The organism is Micromonospora sp. NPDC049114 (genome assembly GCF_040648635.1).
GTDB lineage: Bacteria > Actinomycetota > Actinomycetes > Mycobacteriales > Micromonosporaceae > Micromonospora.
This window is the reverse complement of sequence record NZ_JBEZEA010000019.1, coordinates 17,314-36,400: the sequence shown is the minus strand read 5'-3', so window position 1 is coordinate 36,400 and position 19,087 is coordinate 17,314. Positions and strand designations below refer to the sequence as shown.

Sequence of the window (19,087 nt, the reverse complement as noted above, 5' to 3'; positions counted from 1 at the left end):
GCGCATACCAGGTATGCATACTCCGTTGCCATGTCCATCCGTCACGGGCTGCTCGCCCTTCTCGAACGCGGCCAGATGTACGGCTACCAGCTGCGCGCCGCGTTCGAGGAGTCGACCGGCTCGACCTGGCCGCTGAACATCGGGCAGGTCTACACCACGCTGTCCCGGCTGGAACGGGACGGTCTGGTGCGCCCGCTGCCGGAGAGCGAGGCCGGGCAGCGCCCGTACGAGATCACCGACGCCGGCCGGGCGGACCTCGCGCTGTGGTTCGCCACCCCGATCAGCCGTAACGACCGCCCCCGCGACGAGCTGGCGATCAAACTGGCCCTGGCGCTCACCACCCCCGGAGTGGACGTCCGCTCGGTGGTGCAGGCCCAGCGCAGCGCGACGATGCGCACGTTGCAGGAGTTGACCCGGTTGAAGTACGGCAGCGACCGCCCGGAGGACATGCCGTGGCGGCTGGTGCTGGACTCGATGGTGTTCCAGGCAGAGGCTGAGGTGCGGTGGCTGGACCACTGCGAGAGCAGCCTGGTCCGGCATCAGCCCAACGGGCCGACGACGCACCCGCCCCGGCCGCCCGACCCCGGGGCGTCGGACGGCGCGCGGTGGGTCGACGAGGAGGCGCGACGGTGAGCGGAACGGACGACGCGGTGCTGGAGCTGCGCGCCGTCCACCGCACCCACGGCTCCGGCCCGGCGGCGGTCCACGCGCTGCGCGGTGTGAGCCTGGTCGTCCGGCCGGGCGAGCTGGTCGCCGTGATGGGTCCGTCCGGTTCGGGCAAGTCGACGCTGCTGGCTCTCGCCGGTGGGCTGGACCGGCCGACCCGCGGCGATGTCCGGGTCGAGGGCCAGCCGCTCGGGGCGCTGGATCGCCGCGGGCTGGCCCAACTGCGCCGCCGTCGCATCGGTTACATCTTCCAGCAGCTCAACCTGCTGGGCAGCCTGAGCGCCCTGGAGAACGTCGCGCTCCCGCTGGAGCTCGACGGCGTCGGCGGCCGGCGGGCCCGCGCGGCGGCTCTGGCCGCGTTGACCGAGGTGGGCCTGCCGGCGCTGGGTGACCGCTTCCCGGACCAGCTCTCCGGTGGCCAGCAGCAGCGGGTGGCGATCGCCCGCGCGCTGGTCGGCGAGCGGCGGCTGGTGCTCGCCGACGAACCCACCGGTGCCCTGGACTCGCAGACCGGCGAGGCGGTGCTGCACCTGCTGCGCCGCCGGGTCGACGCGGGCGCCGCCGGCATCCTCGTCACCCACGAAGCGCGCCACGCCGGCTGGGCCGACCGCGTGGTGTTCCTGCGCGACGGCGTTCTGGTCGACACGACGGCCCCGCTGGGCAGCGTCGAGCAACTGCTGTCCGGCAGCGACCGTTGACCCTGCGCCGGTCGCCGCTGGCACGCCGCCGCGTCGATCCGCCGGCGGTGGGTCCGGTGACACCGCCCGCGTCCGCCGGGCGGCGGAGGTTCGCCGAACTGACCGGCTCGTGGCGGGCCGCGCTGCGGATCGCCCGACGGGAGTCGCGCCGGGCGCGTCGGCGTACCGCCCTGGTGCTCGCGATGATCGCCCTGCCGGTGCTCGTGCTGGCCTTCTTCGCCACGAGCTACGACATGTCCGAACTGACCCCGCAGGAGCGTCTCGACCGGCGCCTCGGCGTCGCCGACGCGGAGCTGCGGTGGGTCGCCGAGACGCCGCTCATCCAGGACGAGTGGGGCGACAGCTGGTATCCCCGGGACGGCACCCAGTCGGCGGTCGGCCGTCCGGCCACCGCCGCCGAGGTGACCGCGTTGCTCGGCTCCGGCAGCCGGGTCACCGAGGTCCGCGCCGGAGGGCCGGTGCAGGTGCGGGGCCCGAGAGGTGACGAGACCCTGGACGGGCGGGTGCTCGACCTCACCGACCCGCTGGCCCGGAGCCTGGTGCGGTTCCGGTCGGGGCGGGCGCCGCAGCAGCCCGGCGAGATCGCGGTGAGCCCGACGGCGCTGCGCCGCCTGGACGTACGCCTGGGCGACGCCGTGGCCACCGCCGACAGGACGAGGACGTACACGGTGGTCGGGGTGGTCGAGTTTCCTGACGACCTCGGCCCGGTGGTGGCGCTGCACCCGACGGCCGTCGGGCGGGCCGATCCGCAGTCGGACACCCGCTGGTTGGTCGACGTGCCCGGCGTCGTCGACGCGGCGATGGTGTCGCGGCTCAACGACCACGGGGTGGTGGTCGTACCCCGCCACCTTCCGGCCTCGGCGATGTCGTCCCGCAGCTGGATCGGCTACGCCGACACCACCGACCTGAGCACCGGCGTGCTCATCGCCGGCCTGGGGCTGCTGGAGGTCGTACTGCTGGTCGGGCCGGCGTTCGCCGTGGGGGTCCGCCGTCGGCGCCGCGACCTGGCGCTTGTCGCGGTGGCCGGTGGGGACGCGGCCCAACTGCGTCGGGTCGTGCTCGCCGACGGCGTGGTGCTGGGCGTGCTGGGCGCCGCGACGGGGTTGCTGCTCGGTGTCGGCGCGGCGTTCGCCGGCCGTCCGCTCATGGAGCAGTACGTCTTCAGCGCCCGCTTCGGCGGGTACCGCTGCTGGCCTTCGGCCCTGGTCGTGCTCGGCGGGGTCGCGGTGCTGGCCGGGGTGCTGGCCGCGCTCGCGCCGGCCTGGACGGCGGCCCGGCAGGACGTCATCGCCGGGCTTGCCGGGCGACGTACCCCTCCGCCGCCCCGGGCCCGCGCCCTGGCCCTCGGGTTGACGCTTGTGGTCGGTGGGGCGGCGCTCGCGGCGTTCGGGGCCAGCCGGACGTCACCGGCGGTGATCCTGACCGGCCTGATCCTCGGCGAGCTGGGCCTGGTCTGTTGCACGCCCACCTTGATCGGCGTCCTCGCCCGGCTCGGCCGGCTGCTGCCGCTGGCGCCCCGCATCGCGCTGCGCGACGCCAGCCGCAACCGGGCCGCCGCGGCGCCGGCCATCTGCGCCGTGATGGCCGCGGTGGCCAGCAGCGTCGCGCTCGGCGGATACCTGACCAGCGACGGCGTCCGGGACGCCCGTGCCTACCGGCCGATGCTGCCCACCGGTCACGTGCGCATCAACCCCGAGGAGCCGCGCCGGCAGCCGGAGCCGACGTTGGCCCAGGTCGACGCCGTCGCACGGGCGCAGCTGGGCGCCACCGCCATCGCACCCGTACGCGTGCCGCTCTGCTCCTCGACCGACGACCCGGCGGACTACTGCTCGGTCGGGCCGGAAATCCCGCCGGAGCGCATCTGCCCCTTTCCCCCAGGTGACGGCCTGTCGGCGACGCAGCGTCGCCAGGCGCGGGCCGACCCGCGCTGCCAGGACCGTGCCGCGGACTACTTCGGCAACGGCGTCGAGACACTGGTGGACGACGGCAGCGCGCTGCCGCTGCTCACCGGCGCCGACGCGGCGGCGACCTCCGCCGCCACCGCGGTGCTGCGCGCCGGAGGCGTGGTGGTGACCGACCCGCGCTACCTGCACGACGGCCGGGTGACGGTGCAGGTGAACGAGGTGCGGATCGGGCGGGACGAGGCGACCGCCCGGCAGGACGTGCCCGGCTACGTGTTGCCGCGGACGGTCGGCCTGCCCCGTCTCCTGCTGTCCGCGTCCGCCGCCCGGCAACTCGGTTTGAGCACTGTCGAGGCGGGCTGGGTGGTCGACACCCCGGCGCCGCCGAGCCAGCGCCGCCAGGATCGATTCGCCGACGACCTGCGGGCCTTCGGGACGTACTCCCTCCAGGTGGAGCATGGCGCCGCTCCGCGCGACGACTCTCCGCTGCTGCTGCTGCTCGCCGCGGCGGCCGGACTGATCACGGTGGGCGCCGCCGGGATCGCCACGGCGCTCGCCGCCGCGGAGGGCCGCGCCGAGCTGTCCACCCTCGCCGCGGTCGGCGCCGCACCTGCGGTACGCCGACTGCTGGCGATCTGTCAGGCCGGAGTGATCGCCGGTCTCGGCTCGGTGCTCGGCATCGTGGCCGGGCTCGGCACCGCGGCGATCGTGCTGTTCTCGGCCAACCGGGAGTACGCCACGGCCTGGCCGGTCCGGGAGCCGTACCCGTACCTGGTGCCGTGGCCGGCGCTGGGCGTGCTGGTCCTGGTGCCGGTGGTGGCGATGCTCGGCGCGGGCCTGTTCACCCGGTCGGGGCTGCCGATCGAACGTCGCCTGGACTGAACCCGGGCACCCCGGGGCCGTGGGACCGGAACCGGACCGTCCGGTGGTGTCGTCGGGGCAGGGCAGGCGGCAGACTGGGCCCCGTGTCAGCGCTCGCAACCCTCACCCGTCGACTCGGCCACCACCGCTGGTTCGGGGCGGCCGCCCGCCTGCTGGTCCCCGCCGATCGCATCGTCGGCCGGCTCACCCGGGGCCGGGTGGTCGCGCTCGGCGTACTCCCGTCCCTTGTGATCACCACGACCGGTCGCCGCTCGGGCAAGCCGCGCAGCAATCCGCTGCTCTACGTGACCGACGGCGACGCGTACGTGGTGATCGGCTCCAACTGGGGGCAGACCCACCAGCCCGGTTGGGCGATGAACCTGCTCGCCGACCCGGCCGCCGAGGTGGACGTGAAGGGTCGCCGGCTCCCGGTGCGGGCCGAGTTGGCCACCGGGGACGAACGGGACCGGCTGTGGCAGCTGCTGGTCACCGAGTGGCCGGCGTACCGCACGTACGTCGAGCGGGCCGGCGGCCGGGAGATCCGCATCTTCCGGCTGGTGCCGACCGGGCGCGGCGTACCGGCCGACCCCCCGCCGGCTGGCTAAGCTGACGCCAGTCGCTTCAGGCGGAGGTTGACCCGTGAGCGCGAGGAGTGAGCCGGTCCTGCGAGCCCCGCAGCCGCGAACAAAGGCCCACCCGTGAGCGCGAGGAGTGAGCCGGTCCTGCGAGCCCCGCAGCCGCGAACAAAGGCCCACCCGTGAGCGCGACGAACGAGCGGTCGGGTGTCGACCGGGGCCTCGACGATCGACGGTGGACGGTGGCCGAGCGGGTCGCCGAGGTGATCCGGCGGCGGTTTCCGGCCGACGTGCTCGCGATCGGAGTCCACGGTCCCCTGGCGCACGGCGACGACGACGGTGGCGGTGACGGCGAGGTGGGGATGCTGGTGGTCACCTACCGGCCGGGCGCCGGGCCGCCGCCGGCGACCCGGCGGGTGGACGGTGTGCTTGTCGATCTGACCGTGGCCGCCGCCGACGACTATCTCGGGCAGGCCCGGGTGCTGTCCCCGTTGTGGCCGCTGACGGCCGACCGGTACGTCACCACCCGGTCCCTGTACGACCCGACGAGCTGGCTGCGGACGTTGCGGGACGAGCATCTCGGCCGGCTCGCCCGGGCCCGGCCGGCGGAGTTCAGCACCGCGGCGCGGCAGGCCTGGTACCGGGGCAGCGCCGCGCACTCGCGGGCCGCCCGGTTGGCCGAGTGGTACGAGACCGACCAGGCGTTGCTGATGCTCGGTGAGGCGCGGTTGGCCGCGGCGACGGTGACCGGCCTGCTGGGCCGCACCTACTTCCGCGATCCGGGGGACGCGGTGCGGCGCACGGGGCTGGCCGGCGCGGACATGACGGAGGTCGGCGCGGTGCTGACGCGGCAGGCCGAGGAGTTGGCGGCGCGTGGCCGCCCGGTCGACGGCACCATCGACGAGCTGCTCACCGGTTGACCGGCGTCACAGCCCGCCCTGCACTCCGATCAGCGAGCCGACCAGGTAGGTGGCGCCCGCCGCGGCGGCCCCCAGCACGAGCTGGCGCAGGCCGCTCGTCCACCAGGGTCGGTTGGTGAACTTGGCCACCACGGCCCCGGCGGCGAACAGGCCGATCCCGCCGACGGCGAGCGCCAGCCAGAGATCGGTGGCGCCCAGCAGGTACGGCAGCAGCGGGATCAGCGCCCCCACCGAGAAGAACAGGAACGAGGAGATCGCCGCCGCCCACGGGCTCGGCTGGTCGTCCGGGTCGACGCCCAACTCCTCGCGGACGTGCACCCGCAGCGCCTCCTCCGGGTCCCGCCGTACCGCCTCGGCGACCTGGGTGGCGAGGTCGCGGGGCAGGCCGCGGGCCACCCAGGCGTCGGCCAGCTCGCGGGCCTCCGCCTCGGGGTGCCGCTCCAGCTCGCGCCGCTCCTTGGCCACCTCGGCGGCGACCTGTTCGTTGGCCGAGCGCACGCTCGTGTACTCGCCGAGCCCCATCGAGATCGCACCGGCCACCAGGCCGGCGGACCCGGTCAGCACGATGCTGCGGGGTGACACGCCACCGCCGCCGACGCCGGCGATGAGGGCGATGTTGGTGACCAGCCCGTCCATCGCGCCGAAGACGGCCGGGCGCAGCCAGCCGCCGGAGACGTCCGCGTGGTGTGCCTCGCGCAGGGCCGCGGGGGTGTCGGTCACAGCAGCTGCCCTTCGTTCGCGACTGCGGGACTTCGCTTCGCTGCGTTCCTCGCGCTCACGGGAGGGTCAGGATCTCGTGGCCGTCGTCGGTGACGACGATGGTGTGCTCGAACTGGGCGGTCCACCTGCGGTCCTTGGTGACCACCGTCCACCCGTCGTCCCACATGTCGTACTGGTAGGTGCCGAGGGTGATCATCGGCTCGATGGTGAAGGTCATCCCCGGCTCCATGATGTCCGTGGGGCGGGGGCTGTCGTAGTGCGGCACGTAGAGCCCGCTGTGGAAGGTCTCGCCGATCCCGTGGCCGGTGAAGTCGCGGACCACGCCGTAGCCGAACCGCTTGGCGTACGACTCGATGACGCGGCCGATCACGTTGATCTGCCGACCCGGCTTGACCGCGCGGATGCCGCGCATCATGGCCTCGTGGGTGCGTTCGACGAGCAGCCGGGCCTCCTCGCTGACCTCGCCGACGCAGAAGGTCGCGTCGGTGTCACCGTGCACCCCACCGATGTACGCGGTCACGTCGACGTTGATGATGTCGCCGTCGGTCAGGACGGTCGAGTCCGGGATGCCGTGGCAGATGACCTCGTTGACGCTGGTGCAGCAGGACTTGGGGTAGCCCCGGTAGCCGAGCGTCGACGGGTACGCGTCGTGGTCGCAGAGGAACTCGTGCACCAGACGGTCGATCTCGTCGGTGGTCACGCCGGGCTTGCAGTGCTCACCGGCGAGCTGGGTCGCCTGGGCGGCGAGCCGGCTGGCGATCCGCATCTTCTCGATGGTCTCCGGTGTCTGCACGTGCGAGCCGCGCCACTGCTGCGGGCTCTTCTTACCCACGTACTCCGGGCGGGGAATGTGGGCGGGCACCTGTCGCATCGGGGAGAGCGTGCCTGGGGTCAGCGGCGGACGGACGGTCATGGCGCAAGCCTATCGCCGGAGGAGCTGGTGACCCGTGCCACGGCCGGTCACTCCCGGTTGTTGCCCTGCCAGGTCGGCTGTGCCATGGTGTCTGCGTGGATCAAGGGGGAGCACCACCCGTCTTCTCCGCCAGCGCGGAGATCGACGGAGAGCACCTCCGCGTGGTGGTGACCGGCGAGGTCGACATGGCGACCGCCGACACGATGCTCCAGACCGCCCTGCGCGAGCCCGCCCGCCGGATCACCCTCGATCTGCGGGCCGTGACCTTCTTCGACTCGGCGGCCATCCACGCAGTGGTCCGGCTCGCCCAGCAGTTCACCGGCACGCTCACCGTGCTGCCGTCCCGGCAGGTCCGCCGGGTGCTGGAGATCTCCGGCCTGGGCGACCAGAGCTGGCTCGACCCGGTCTGAGGCCGCTGACACCCCGGCCGCCGGGTGCGCGGTCAACTCTGCAACTGCCGGCGCAGCGTCACCTCGGTGCCCTCGTCGGTACGCCGCACCATCAGGTCACCCAGCGCCTTGATCAGTGACAGGCCGCGCCCCCGGAATCCGGAGTCGGTCGACTCCCGCCACTGCCCGGTGTCGCGCACGGTGGCGATCACCGTCCGGTCCTCGATGGCCACCTCGACGCTGATCACCGCCTCGGCCGGCTGGACGGGGTGCTCGATGGCGTTCGCGGCGGCCTCCGAGACCGCCACGGTCAGGTCGAACAGGTCCGTCTCGCCGACGTTGTGCGCGACGAGGAAGTCCTCCAGGCGCTTGCGCAGGACGCTCAGCCGGGTCGGGTCCGCCGGCAGTCGCAACGCGAACCGGTTCAGCTCCGCCGCCTCCAGGGCGAGCACCGCCACGTCGTCGCGGCGCGGCCGTCCGGTGACCCGCTCGACCACCGTGTCGATCAGATCCGCCACGTGCTCGCCGGGGGTGGCCGCGTCGGCGCGCAGCTGTGCCAGCGCGGCGTCGATACCGAGCTGACGGTCCTCGACCAGCCCGTCGGTGTAGAGCAGCAGGCGGCTACCCGCGGTCAACTCCCCCTCGACGGTCCGGTACGTCGTGTCGGGGATGGCGCCGACCGGCGGGCCGAGCGCGCGGTCGTGCAGGAACGCCACGTCGTCTCCTCGGATCAGCAGGGGGGACGGGTGGCCGGCGCTGGCGTAGCGCAGCCGGCCGGTGCGGGGGCTGAACTGCAGGCAGACCACTGTCGCGAACGAACGCCCCTCGGTGGACCCGACAAGTCGGTTGAGGCGGCTCAGCGACTGACCCGGGTCGAAACCCTCCAGCAGGTACGCCCGCAGCGCGTTGCGCAGCTGCCCCATCGCGGCGGCGGCCTGGACGCCCTTGCCGACCACGTCGCCGATGACCAGCACCAGGTCGTCGCCCTCGATCGCGAGCGCGTCGTACCAGTCGCCGCCGACCTCGACGTCGGCGCTGCCCGGCAGGTACCGACTCGCGACGACCGCGCCCGGCAACTGGGGCAGCGACCTCGGCAGCAGGCTGTGCTGCAACGTGGTGGCGATGCGGTGTTCGGCTTCGTAGAGCTGCGCGTTCTCCAGCCGGACCCCCACCAGCCGGGCGAGCTGGGTGAGCGCGGCCTCGTCGGCCTGCGAATCGTCGCCGGCGGCCCGCCAGACCTGTAGCTCGCCGAGCTGCTCGCGGGTGGTGCCGGTCAGCGCCGCCACGAAGGACGGGTCGGTGGCGGTGACGCCACCGCCGTCGGCCTCGGAGCGGGCACCGGACGCGGTGACCACGACCCGGGCGGCCTCGGCGAGGCTGAGCGCGTGCCGGGCGGCGACTTGGAGCACGTCGGCGGTGGAGCGGGCGGTGTTGACCGCGACCGCCGCGTCGGCCAGCGCCCGGAGCCGACGGATGATCTGCCCGCGCAGCTGACCCAGTTCGACGTTGGCCCGGACGCGGGCGATCAGCTCCTGCCCGGAGAACGGCTTGGTCAGGTAGTCGTCGGCGCCCACGGAGAGGCCGGCGACGGCTTCGGCGGACCCGGCGCGGGCGGAGAGCAGCACGATCGGCACGTCGCGGGTGCGGGGGTCCGTGCGCAGCGCGCCGACCAGGCCGAACCCGTCCAGCCGGGGCATCATCACGTCGGTGAGCACGAGATCGAACCCGCCCTCACGAGCCAGCGTCAGGCCTGCCAGACCGTCGCTCGCGGTGACGACCTCCCAGGTCGGGGAGAGCAACCGCGTCACGTGCTCGCGCAGGTCGACGTTGTCGTCGACGACGAGGATCCGGCCAGCCGGGGCCGCGTCGGTCGGCTGGCGGCTGGCCGGCTCGGTGCTGTCCTCGTCGGCCCACAGGGCCGTCTCCGCCACGTACAGCCGGGCCTGCTCGGGCTCACCCGTGGGCAGGGGCGCGAACGGGGCGACCCGGTCGGCGGGCAGGTGCGCCGATCCGAACGGGACGGTCACCGTGAAGGTGCTGCCCTCGTCGATCTCGCTGGTCACACCGACGCCGCCGCCATGCATCTCGACCAGTTCCCGGACCAGCGCGAGCCCGATCCCGGTGCCCTCGTGCGTGCGGGCGCGCACCCCGGGCACCCGGTGGAAACGCTCGAAGACGTGCGGCAGCTCGCTCGGCACGATGCCCGCGCCGGTGTCGGTGACCTCCAGGCGGGCGACGCCGTCCTCGGCGCGGACCCGCACCCGGATCTCGCCGTCGAAGGTGAACTTCACCGCGTTCGACACCAGGTTGAGGACGATCTTCTCCCACATGTCCCGGTCGATGAAGACCGGCGCCGGCAGCGGCGGGCAGTCCACCACAAGTCGCAGCCCGGCGCGCTCGGTGGCCGAGCGGAAGGTGCTGGCCAGCCGGGCGGTGTAGCCGGCCAGGTCGGTGGGCTGGTAGCGGGCGGCCAGCCGCCCGGATTCCAGTCGGGAGAAGTCGAGCACGGTGTTGACCAGCTTGAGCAGGCGCAACGCGTTGCGGTGCATCACGACGAGCCGGTCGGTGTAGGCGGCCGGCAGCTCCGGGTCGGCCAGCATGTCCTCCAGCGGGCCGAGCACCAGGGTCAACGGCGTACGGAACTCGTGGCTGACGTTGGCGAAGAAGTTGGTCTTCGCCCGGTCCAGCGCGGCCAGCTCGGCGGCCCGGGCGCGCTCCTGCTCGTACGCCCGCTGGGTGCCCACCGCGCGGGAGATCTGCGCGGCCACCAGGTCGAGGAAGTCGCGGTACTCGTCGCCGAGCGGCAGCCGGCGGTCGACGCCGGCGACCAGCGCGCCGACCGTCTCGTTGGCGGCCTTGACGGGCAGCACGAGCGCCACGTCGGCGGCGCCGGCCGGCGGCTGGGCGAGCAGACGGCCCACCTCGACGGTGGCGGGCGAGCCCTCGGCGACCAGCTCGGCGATCGTGTCGGGCGGGACACTCACCGCGGCCGGGTCGACGCAGCTGGTGGCGGTCAGGGTGAACTGGCCGGTGGAGTCGGCCAGGTAGATCAGCGCGAACGGCACGTCGGCGGAGTGCCGGGCGAGCACGTCGGTGGCGGTCCGGCCCAGCTCGCCCGCGCTGATCACGTCGGCCAGCTCGGTGCCCAGCTCCGACAACGCCCGCAGCCGGCGTTCGCCGACCACCCGCCCGGTGGTCTCGTTGACGATGCAGTAGACGCCGCTGACCGAGCCGTCGACACCCCGGATCGGGTCGTACGAGACGTCGAAGTAGGTCTGCTCGACGAAACCGGAGCGGTCCAGCAGGAAGGGGTGGTCCTCGCCGCGGTAGGAGAGCCCGGTGCTCCGGACCCCGTCGAGCAGCGGGCCGAGGACGTCCCACGTCTCGGCCCAGTGGTGTCGGGCCGGTTGGCCGAGCACGTGCGGGTGCTTGCTGCCGATGGTCGGCCGGTACGCGTCGTTGTAGAAGGCGAGCTGCTCGTCACCCCAGAACATGACGATCTGCGCGCTGGAGGAGAGCATCATGCCGATGGCGTTGGAGAGCGCCCCCGGCCACCCGGACGGGCCGCCCAGGGGATGGGTGGACCAGTCGAAGGCGCGGAGCCGCTCGCCCAGCTCACCGCCACCCGCATACGCGGCGGCGAGCAGCGGGGGGATGTGGTGGACGTCCGCGAAGGAATGCCCCGCATCCGCGCCCCCCTGGGCCGAGCTCATGCTGCCTCCCCGCTTCGGCCGTACCCCGCAGCCGTTGATCTTCACGCGCCGTGCTCCGACTTGTACCCCGGCGGACCAGCAACGTAACGCATGACGACGCTTGGACGCTGGTTAGGAGTGCCGCACCCGCCGCCGACGCGACAGCGCGGGGGTGGACGCCGGCCCGGGTGGTCGCCGCAAGCGCCCCTGACCTGTCAGAAGACCGGCAGTCCGTCGATGCTCGCGGCGTTCTTGGTGGCCCGGTACGTCACCAGATCATCGGCCGTACGGCGGGAGTGTGAGGTAAGCAACAGGTCACGCTCCGCGCGGAAGTCCATCAGCGGCACCGCATAACCGCAGGAGTCACTGACCCGCTCGACGTCGACGGTGATCACAGCCCGCACGGCGTGCACGTCCGGCGGCGCGGGAAACTCGGCGAGCCGGTCGGCGTAGCCCGCCTCGGTCACGGCGACACTGCTGCCCCTGCCGTGCAGACGCACGATCTTCGGCGGACCGTCGAACGCGCAGAACATCAGGGTGATGCGGCCGTTGTCGCGCAGGTGGGCGATGGTCTCCGCGCCGCTGCCGTGGTAATCCAGGTAGGCCACCCGGTGCGGGCCGAGGATCACGAAGGTGCCGGTCATGCCCTTCGGCGAGACGTTGACGTGCCCCTCGGGCCCGGACGGCGCGGTGGCCACGAAGAAGACCGGCTGGGCCGCGATGAACTCCCCCAGACGACCGTCGATCTCCGGATAGACCTTGCCCATGCGGTGATCCTCCCATCGCAGCCACGCCCCGCCGGGGGCGACCTGCGTCACACAGTCGTCGACCCCGCCGCGTCCATGCCCTCGTGGCGGCCCCGCGCCAGCGGGCCGGACGCGCGTTCGTCGGCGGTCCGAGCCAGCGGGCCGGACGCTCGTTCGCCGGCCGCCCGGACCAGCGCCGTGATCGGGCGCGGGTCCGGCTCGTTCTCCGGATGCCACTGCACCCCGAGCACGAACGAACGCTCCGGGTCCTCAACCGCCTCGATCACGCCGTCCGCCGCCCAGCCGCTGACCGCGAGCCGCCCCGGGGTGGCGACCGCCTGATGGTGGTACGAGTTGACCCGGTCCACCCCGGCCAGCGTCCTCGCCGCCAGGCTCCCCGGCGCGAACCGCACCGGATGGGTGCCGTAGACCCCCGGAGCCGGACGGTGCGCATCCGTTCCGACGACGTCGGGGAGGTGCTGGTGCAGGGTTCCCCCGTACGCCACGGCGAGCAGCTGCATCCCCCGACAGACACCCAGCACGGGCAGGTCGACGGCGAGCGCGGCCGTCAACAGGGTCAGCTCACCGGCGTCCCGGTCCGGCCGGTCCTCGGTCCGCGGGTGCGGCTGCTGGCCGTACCGCCCCGGACCGACGTCGGCGCCCCCGGCCAACAGGAGCCCGTCGAGGACCGCCAGCACGTCGCCGTCGGAGTCGTCCGGTGGCAGCACCACCGCCCGGCCACCGGCAGCGGTCACCGCCCGCACGTACGCCTCGGGCACCAGCACCGCCCGCACCCCGCGCCACACCGCCCAGTCGGCGGGCTCGACGTACGCGCTGATCCCGATCAGCGGCCGTGTCACAGCGGTGTGACGTACGCGCCGGTGATCCCGCCGTCGACAACGAACTGCGCGGCGGTCATGAACGAGGCGTCGTCGCTGGCCAGGAACGCCACCGCGGCGGCGATCTCCTCCGGCTGCCCGAAGCGACCCATCGGCACGTGCACCAGTCGGCGGGCAGCCCGCTCCGGGTCGGCGGCGAACAACTCCAGCAGCAACGGGGTGGCCACCGGGCCGGGGCAGAGCGCGTTGACCCGGATGCCCTCGCGGGCGAACTGCACACCCAGCTCCCGGGTCATCGCCAGCACCCCGCCCTTGCTCGCCGTGTACGCGATCTGCGACGTCGCCGCGCCCATCAGCGCCACGAACGAGGCCGTGTTGATGATCGAGCCCTTGCCCTGGCGGCGCATGTGCGGGATGGCGTACTTGCAGCAGAGGTAGACGCTCGTGGTGTTGACCCGGAGCACCCGCTCCCAGGCGTCCAGGCCGGTGTCCAGGATGGAGTCGTCGTCCGGCGGGGAGATGCCGGCGTTGTTGAACGCGATGTCCACCCGGCCGTGCCGGTCGGCCACCCCGTCGAACAGGTCGCGGACCGCCGACTCGTCGGCCACGTCGGTGGCCACGAACTCGCCGCCGCACTCCTGCGCGGCCTTCTCGCCGGCCTCCGCGTCGATGTCCACGCAGACCACCCGCGCCCCCTCGGCGGCGAACCGCCGCACGGTGGCCAACCCGATGCCGCTGCCCGCTCCGGTGACCACTGCCACCCGGTCCTGCAACCGACCCTGCACTGGCCTCACTCCTCAGTCGCGATGAACACGTTCTTGACGTCCGTGAAGGAGTGCAGCGCGTCCGGGCCCAGCTCACGGCCGAGCCCAGAGCGCTTCATCCCACCGAACGGGGTCCAGTAGCGCACCGAGGAGTGCGAGTTGACGCTGAGGTTGCCCGCCTCGACGGCGCGGGCCATCCGCAGCGCGCGTCCCACGTCCCGGGTCCAGATCGAGCCGGAGAGGCCGTACTCGGTGTCGTTGGCGAGCCGGACCGCGTCGGCCTCGTCGTCGAACGGCAGCACCGACACCACCGGGCCGAAGATCTCCTCCCGCCAGTGCCGGTCGGCCGGCGAGTCGGCCAGCAGCACCGTCGGCGCGTGCCAGAAGCCGGGGCCGTCCGGGCGGGAGCCGGTGAAGGCGACAGTCGACCCGGCCACGTAGCTCTCTACCCGGTCCCGTTGGGCCGCGGAGATCAGCGGACCCATCTCGGCGGTGTCGCGGGACGGGTCCTCGACGCGTACCGCGCGTACCGCCGGTTCGAGGAGTTCCAGGAACCTGTCGTACACCTGGCGTTGGACCAGGATCCGCGACCGTGCGCAGCAGTCCTGGCCGGCGTTGTCGAAGACCGCGCCCGGCGCGGTCGCGGCGGCGCGTTCCAAGTCGGCGTCGGCGAACACGATGTTGGCGCTCTTGCCGCCCAACTCCAGGGTGAGTCGCTTCACCTGGGCGGCGCAGCCGGCCATGATGCGCGTGCCGACCTCGGTGGAGCCGGTGAAGCAGATCTTGCGGACCGCCGGGTGGCTGACGAACCGCTCCCCCACCACCGCGCCCTCACCGGGGACGACGGTGAACACGTCGTCGGGCAGGCCGGCCTCGCGGGCCAGCTCGGCCAGGCGCAACGCGGTGAGCGGGGTCAGCTCGGCGGGTTTGAGCACCACTGTGTTGCCGGCGGCGAGTGCGGGGGCGAACCCCCAGGCGGCGATCGGCATCGGGAAGTTCCACGGCACGATCACCCCGACCACGCCGAGCGGCTCGTGGAAGGTGACGTCCAGGCCGCCGGGCACGGGGATCTGCCGTCCGGTCAACCGTTCGGGCGCTCCGGCGTAGTAGTCCAGCACGTCGCGGACGTTGCCGGCCTCCCAGCGGGCGTTGCCGACGGTGTGCCCGGAGTTGCGGACCTCCAGGGCGGCCAGCTCGTCCACGTGCGCGTCGACGACGGCGGCGAACCGCCGCAGCAACCGCCCCCGATCCCCCGCCCCGACGGCCCGCCACGCCTCGAACGCCCGAGCCGCCCGCGAGATCGCCGAGTCGACCTCAGCAAGGGAAGCCCCCCTAACCTCCTGAAACCCAACCCCGGAAGCCGGATCAACAACCACCGTCACGCCCCCACCGCCCCTCCTCGTCGATCATGGAGTTATGGTGCCTCACGAAAGCCGCAATCCACCGTGCTTCGGCCACCACAAGTCCATGATCGACACGGGCAACCCGGCGCGGGCCCTCAGAGGCGTTCGAAGCCACGGGTCAGCTCCCAGTCCGTCACCGCGGCGTCGAAGGCCGCCAGCTCCACCCTCGCCTGGTTGGCGTAGTGGGCGACCACCTCGTCACCGAACGCTTCCCGCGCCACACTGGACGCCTCCCAGAGGGCCAGTGCGTCGCGCAGGGTGCTGGGGGCCCGCTCGGCCTGCGGATCGTCGTACGCGTTGCCGGTGCACTCCTCGCCCAGCTCCAACTCCCGCTCGATGCCGTGCAGCGCGCCGGCGACCAGCCCGGCGATCGCCAGGTACGGGTTGACGTCGGCGCCGGGCACCCGGTTCTCCACCCGCATGCCCTGCCCGTGCCCCACCACCCGCAGGGCGCAGGTGCGATTGTCCACGCCCCAGCGCAGGGCGGTCGGGGCGAACGAGCCCGGCTGGTAGCGCTTGTAGGAGTTGATGTTCGGGGCGAACAGCAGGCTGAACTCCCGCATGGTGGCGAGCAGCCCGGCGAGCACCCGCTGCCCGGTCGGCGACAGGTGCGCCGGCCCGTCACCGAGCATCGCCGATGCGCCCGTGCGGTCGCGCAGCGAGAAGTGGATGTGGCAGGAGTTGCCCTCCCGCTCGTTCGGCTTGGCCATGAAGGTGATCGACATGCCCTCCTGGGCGGCGATCTCCTTCGCGCCGTTCTTGTAGATCACGTGGTGGTCGGCGCAGGCGACCGCCTCGTCGTACCGGAAGGCGATCTCGTGCTGGCCGAGGTTGCACTCGCCCTTGGCGCTCTCCGGCGTCAGCCCGGCGCCGGCCATCTCGGTGCGGATCCGGCGCAGCAGCGGCTCCACCCGGGCGGTGCCGAGCAGCGAGTAGTCCACGTTGTACTGGTTGGCCGGGGTGAGGTCGCGGTAGCCGCGCCGCCAGGCGTCCTCGTACGAGTCGCGGAACAGCACGAACTCCAACTCGGTGCCGGCGTACGCGGTCAGCCCGTGCTCGGCCAGCCGGTCCAGTTGCCGGCGCAGGATCTGCCGGGGCGAGGCGACCACGTCACCGGAGCCGTCCAGCCAGGTCAGGTCGGCCAGCAGCAGGGCGGAGCCGGGCTGCCAGGGCACCCGACGCAGGGTGGCGAAATCCGGCACCATCGCGAAGTCGCCGTAACCGCGCTCCCAACTCGACATCGCGTACCCGTCGACGGTGTTCATGTCGACGTCCACGGCGAGCAGGTAGTTGCAGCCCTCGCTGCCGTTGGCCACCACCTGGTCGAGGAAGAACGGCGCGTGGAACCGCTTGCCCTGCAACCGGCCCTGCATGTCGACGAGGGCCAGCACCACCGTGTCGATCTCGCCCTCGGCGACGGCGACCCGCAGTTGTTCCAGCGTGAGCGGAGCTTTCGTCATTCGCGGGCCTCCATCACCAAGGTCTACTGGCAAACCGGATCACCGTCAATGCCCCCGGGGCCGAGGGCGGCAAACCCGGCGGGACGGTCGTGGTGACCGTCCCGCCGGGCGGGTGTCAGGCCGGGCCGTCGACCGGTGCCGGGTCGACCGCCGGTGCGGGTTCCTCGACGGTACGGACCGGGCCGGCGAACCACTTGCGGGCCGAGGCGTACCACCAGACGGCGACCACCAGCAGCACCCCGCCCACGGCGAGCGGCGCGTAGTTCACCGCCGACCAGGTGAAGTCGTCGTCGCCGGGCACGCCGGCCGGCACGATCGGCAGTACGAAGTACACGGCGATGACCGCGATCTCGATGACCGCGATCCAGCCGAGCAGCTTGTACTTCCGTCCCAGCGTCCACGGGCCGGGTACGAACCGGTCGGCGAGGCGCAGCCGCAGCGCGATCGGGATGAGGAACGACAGGTAGAGCCCGAGCACCGCGACGGAGACCACCGCGTAGAACGCGATCGGGATGCCGGTCGAGCTCTCGTAGAGCGCCGGCAGGGTCAGCACCAGACCAGCCACCGTGGCGCCGATGATGGCGTTGACCGGGGTGCCGTTGCGGTCGACAGTCGACCAGAGCCGCCATCCGGGTACCGCCCGGTCCCGACTGAACGCGTACGCCATGCGGCTCATCGAGGTCACGCAGCTCATGCCGCAGAAGAACTGTCCGATCGTCGAGATGATGATGACGATCTTGAAGAAGACCGGGGTCAGGGCGGATTCGAAGATGGCGCCGGAGAAGCCGCCGGCGGCGTTGACCGCCTCGACGTCGGTGGCCGCGAACAGGAACGCCAGCAGCAGGATCCAGCCACCGACAGCCGAATAGAAGATCGACTGCCAGAGCCCGCGCGCGGCGGCCTGCGACGCGCCCCGGGTCTCCTCGGAGACGTGCGCGCAGGCGTCGAAGCCGGTGATCGTGTACTGGGTCAGCAGGAAGCCCAGCGGCAGCACGTAGAACCAGAACGTCAGCCCGCCGGTGTCCCCGTCGCCGAAGCCCGAGTTGTTGAACCGCTCGGTGAACACGAACTGGAAGCTCTGGTGATCGTCCGGAACGAACACCAGGATGGCCACCACGGCCGCCGCGCCGGCCACGTGCCACCAGACCGAGACGTTCTGGAGTACGTCGATGATCCGGTGCCCGAAGATGTTGATGAGGCCGTGCAGCGCCAGAATGATCACGAAGAGGACGAACGCCTGCCGCAGCGTCCCGGCCCAGCCGTCGAAGAGCGCCGACAGGGTGAGGTTGAGGAAGGTCGCGCAGCCGTAGTCGACCGAGGCGGTGACCGCGACCAGGCCGATGAGGTTCAACCAGCCGGTGAACCAGCCGTGCACCGGGCGGCCCATGGTCGCCGCCCACCAGTAGATCCCGCCAGCCGTCGGGTAGGCCGACACCAACTCGGCCATGCAGAACCCGATGATCAGGATGAACAGTGAGATCAGCGGCCAGCCCCAGGAGATGGCGACCGGCCCGCCGTTGTTCCACGCCTGGCCGAAGGTGGTGAAGCAGCCGGCCAGGATCGAGATGATGGAGAACGAGATGGCGAAGTTGGAGAAGCCACTCCACTTGCGGCGCAACTCCTGCTTGTAGCCGAGTTCGGCGAGTCGTCGGGCGTCGTCGTCGATCGGTTGCTCTGCGGTCGGCACGGGCGTCGTGGCCACTGCACACCTCCCTGAGGTGGTTCCGCGAACGAGTGCGCAAAGTGTCGTCCCGCCGATCAAGACAGGTCAATACGATGCCGGTGGGAATCTCACCGCCGAACCGGCTAATTGCGTTGCCGCACGTCCGGGCCGCCCGCATGCTTGACCTCGTGACCAGGCCCGATCGCGACGGGCCACGACCGGGCGCTCGGACCGCCCAGCACCGCGGCGGCGCGGGGCACGCCTCTCTCTCCGTACGGCAACCGCCGTACCCACACATGCCCCGCGCCGCCCTCCGCCCCCGGTGACGGGCGGGTCAGGTCAGGAGGAGGCCGGCTACCCAGAGGGCGCCGATGGTCAGGCCGGCCAGGAATTCCACAAGCATGGACAGGCCGGCCGCCTTGAGCGCCTGCACGGTGGACGGCCAGGCGAGCCGATTGCTGCCGAGGCGCAGCCGCTCCGCTGCCCACACTCCCGCGACGAAGCCCAGCAGCAGACCGATCACGGGGATCACGAAGAACCCCACCAGGCCGAGCACGCCCCCGGCCAGCAGAGACGACGTCGGCACGCCGGTGCGCTTGAGGTTCCTGCCCGGCCACAGGTACTTCACGACGATGCCCCCGACCGCGACAACTGTCGCGACGGCGAACACCGCCCAGCCACCCGGGCCGGCGCCGCCGAAGATCGCCCAGACCAGCACCCCACCCCAGCACAGCGGCAACGCCGGCAGGCCGGGCACCACCACACCAGCCAGCCCGGCGAGGATGGCCAACGCGGCCACCACGGTGACCACCGTCTGCGAGTCGTTCAGGCTCACGCCGTCGCCTTCCGTCGCCACCGTCGGGACCGCCCCGACCCA

At 72.6% G+C, this 19,087-nt stretch carries 16 protein-coding genes; 6 read left to right on the top strand and 10 right to left on the bottom strand.

Annotated features, from left to right (window positions below):
• Positions 1-30 precede the first annotated feature (30 nt).
• The 5 genes from AB0B39_RS31140 (at position 31) to AB0B39_RS31120 (ending at position 5,621) form a co-directional block, all read left to right on the top strand.
• Positions 31-633, top strand: a complete 603-nt coding sequence (locus tag AB0B39_RS31140) for a PadR family transcriptional regulator (RefSeq protein ID WP_357576082.1) — start codon at positions 31-33, stop codon at positions 631-633.
• Positions 630-1,364 carry an ABC transporter ATP-binding protein gene (locus AB0B39_RS31135; protein WP_357497952.1) on the top strand — a complete coding sequence of 245 codons (735 nt, stop codon included), beginning with the start codon at positions 630-632 and terminating at the stop codon, positions 1,362-1,364. Before AB0B39_RS31140 ends, AB0B39_RS31135 begins: the two co-directional genes overlap by 4 nt.
• A 56-nt stretch (positions 1,365-1,420) precedes the next feature.
• On the top strand, positions 1,421-4,147 hold the full coding sequence (locus tag AB0B39_RS31130) for an FtsX-like permease family protein (RefSeq protein ID WP_357576081.1): 2,727 nt from the start codon (positions 1,421-1,423) through the stop codon (positions 4,145-4,147).
• Between the two features lie 83 nt (positions 4,148-4,230).
• Positions 4,231-4,731 carry a nitroreductase/quinone reductase family protein gene (locus tag AB0B39_RS31125; protein WP_234584276.1) on the top strand — a complete coding sequence of 167 codons (501 nt, stop codon included), beginning with the start codon at positions 4,231-4,233 and terminating at the stop codon, positions 4,729-4,731.
• Positions 4,732-4,883: 152 nt separating this feature from the next.
• Positions 4,884-5,621 carry a nucleotidyltransferase domain-containing protein gene (locus AB0B39_RS31120; protein WP_357497957.1) on the top strand — a complete coding sequence of 246 codons (738 nt, stop codon included), beginning with the start codon at positions 4,884-4,886 and terminating at the stop codon, positions 5,619-5,621.
• Positions 5,622-5,627: 6 nt separating this feature from the next.
• Here the strand turns inward: AB0B39_RS31120 and AB0B39_RS31115 are convergent, their stop codons facing one another.
• Both AB0B39_RS31115 and map read right to left on the bottom strand, forming a co-directional pair.
• Positions 5,628-6,341, bottom strand: a complete 714-nt coding sequence (locus tag AB0B39_RS31115) for a VIT1/CCC1 transporter family protein (protein ID WP_234584274.1) — start codon at positions 6,339-6,341, stop codon at positions 5,628-5,630.
• Positions 6,342-6,396: 55 nt separating this feature from the next.
• Entirely contained in the window at positions 6,397-7,254 is an 858-nt protein-coding gene (gene map / locus AB0B39_RS31110; RefSeq protein ID WP_357576080.1) for a type I methionyl aminopeptidase, read from the bottom strand.
• Positions 7,255-7,349: 95 nt separating this feature from the next.
• Here map and AB0B39_RS31105 point away from each other — a divergent pair, with 95 nt between their 5' ends.
• Positions 7,350-7,664, top strand: a complete 315-nt coding sequence (locus AB0B39_RS31105; protein ID WP_357497964.1) for an STAS domain-containing protein — start codon at positions 7,350-7,352, stop codon at positions 7,662-7,664.
• 32 nt (positions 7,665-7,696) lie between these two features.
• On the opposite strand, the gene AB0B39_RS31100 is transcribed toward AB0B39_RS31105, so the two are convergent.
• The 8 genes from AB0B39_RS31100 to AB0B39_RS31065 all read right to left on the bottom strand — a co-directional run bounded on the left by AB0B39_RS31100 (position 7,697) and on the right by AB0B39_RS31065 (position 19,045).
• Positions 7,697-11,356 (bottom strand): SpoIIE family protein phosphatase, encoded by a 3,660-nt coding sequence (locus tag AB0B39_RS31100; protein WP_357576079.1) that lies wholly within the window; start codon positions 11,354-11,356, stop codon positions 7,697-7,699.
• 194 nt (positions 11,357-11,550) lie between these two features.
• Positions 11,551-12,102 carry a pyridoxamine 5'-phosphate oxidase family protein gene (locus AB0B39_RS31095; protein WP_357497968.1) on the bottom strand — a complete coding sequence of 184 codons (552 nt, stop codon included), beginning with the start codon at positions 12,100-12,102 and terminating at the stop codon, positions 11,551-11,553.
• 47 nt (positions 12,103-12,149) lie between these two features.
• Positions 12,150-12,941, bottom strand: coding sequence for a gamma-glutamyl-gamma-aminobutyrate hydrolase family protein (locus AB0B39_RS31090; protein WP_357576078.1), 792 nt, complete (start codon positions 12,939-12,941; stop codon positions 12,150-12,152).
• Entirely contained in the window at positions 12,938-13,705 is a 768-nt protein-coding gene (locus tag AB0B39_RS31085; protein ID WP_234584268.1) for a 3-oxoacyl-ACP reductase, read from the bottom strand. The genes AB0B39_RS31090 and AB0B39_RS31085 overlap by 4 nt, the downstream gene beginning before the upstream one ends.
• Before the next feature lie 5 nt (positions 13,706-13,710).
• Positions 13,711-15,060, bottom strand: coding sequence for an aldehyde dehydrogenase family protein (locus AB0B39_RS31080; RefSeq protein WP_357576101.1), 1,350 nt, complete (start codon positions 15,058-15,060; stop codon positions 13,711-13,713).
• 122 nt (positions 15,061-15,182) lie between these two features.
• Positions 15,183-16,547 carry a glutamine synthetase family protein gene (locus AB0B39_RS31075; protein ID WP_357576077.1) on the bottom strand — a complete coding sequence of 455 codons (1,365 nt, stop codon included), beginning with the start codon at positions 16,545-16,547 and terminating at the stop codon, positions 15,183-15,185.
• A 115-nt stretch (positions 16,548-16,662) separates the two neighbouring features.
• Positions 16,663-18,249 (bottom strand): amino acid permease, encoded by a 1,587-nt coding sequence (locus AB0B39_RS31070; protein WP_357576076.1) that lies wholly within the window; start codon positions 18,247-18,249, stop codon positions 16,663-16,665.
• A gap of 295 nt (positions 18,250-18,544) precedes the next feature.
• Positions 18,545-19,045 carry a DUF456 domain-containing protein gene (locus tag AB0B39_RS31065; RefSeq protein WP_234584264.1) on the bottom strand — a complete coding sequence of 167 codons (501 nt, stop codon included), beginning with the start codon at positions 19,043-19,045 and terminating at the stop codon, positions 18,545-18,547.
• Positions 19,046-19,087 lie beyond the last annotated feature (42 nt).

Excerpts from the sequence above, each read along its gene's own strand:
- AB0B39_RS31140 (WP_357576082.1), top strand. The coding sequence starts at position 31 with ATGTCCATCCGTCACGGGCTGCTCGCCCTTCTCGAACGCGGCCAGATG.
- map (WP_357576080.1), bottom strand. The coding sequence starts at position 7,254 with ATGACCGTCCGTCCGCCGCTGACCCCAGGCACGCTCTCCCCGATGCGA.
- AB0B39_RS31100 (WP_357576079.1), bottom strand. The coding sequence starts at position 11,356 with ATGAGCTCGGCCCAGGGGGGCGCGGATGCGGGGCATTCCTTCGCGGAC.
- AB0B39_RS31095 (WP_357497968.1), bottom strand. The coding sequence starts at position 12,102 with ATGGGCAAGGTCTATCCGGAGATCGACGGTCGTCTGGGGGAGTTCATC.
- AB0B39_RS31075 (WP_357576077.1), bottom strand. The coding sequence starts at position 16,547 with ATGACGAAAGCTCCGCTCACGCTGGAACAACTGCGGGTCGCCGTCGCC.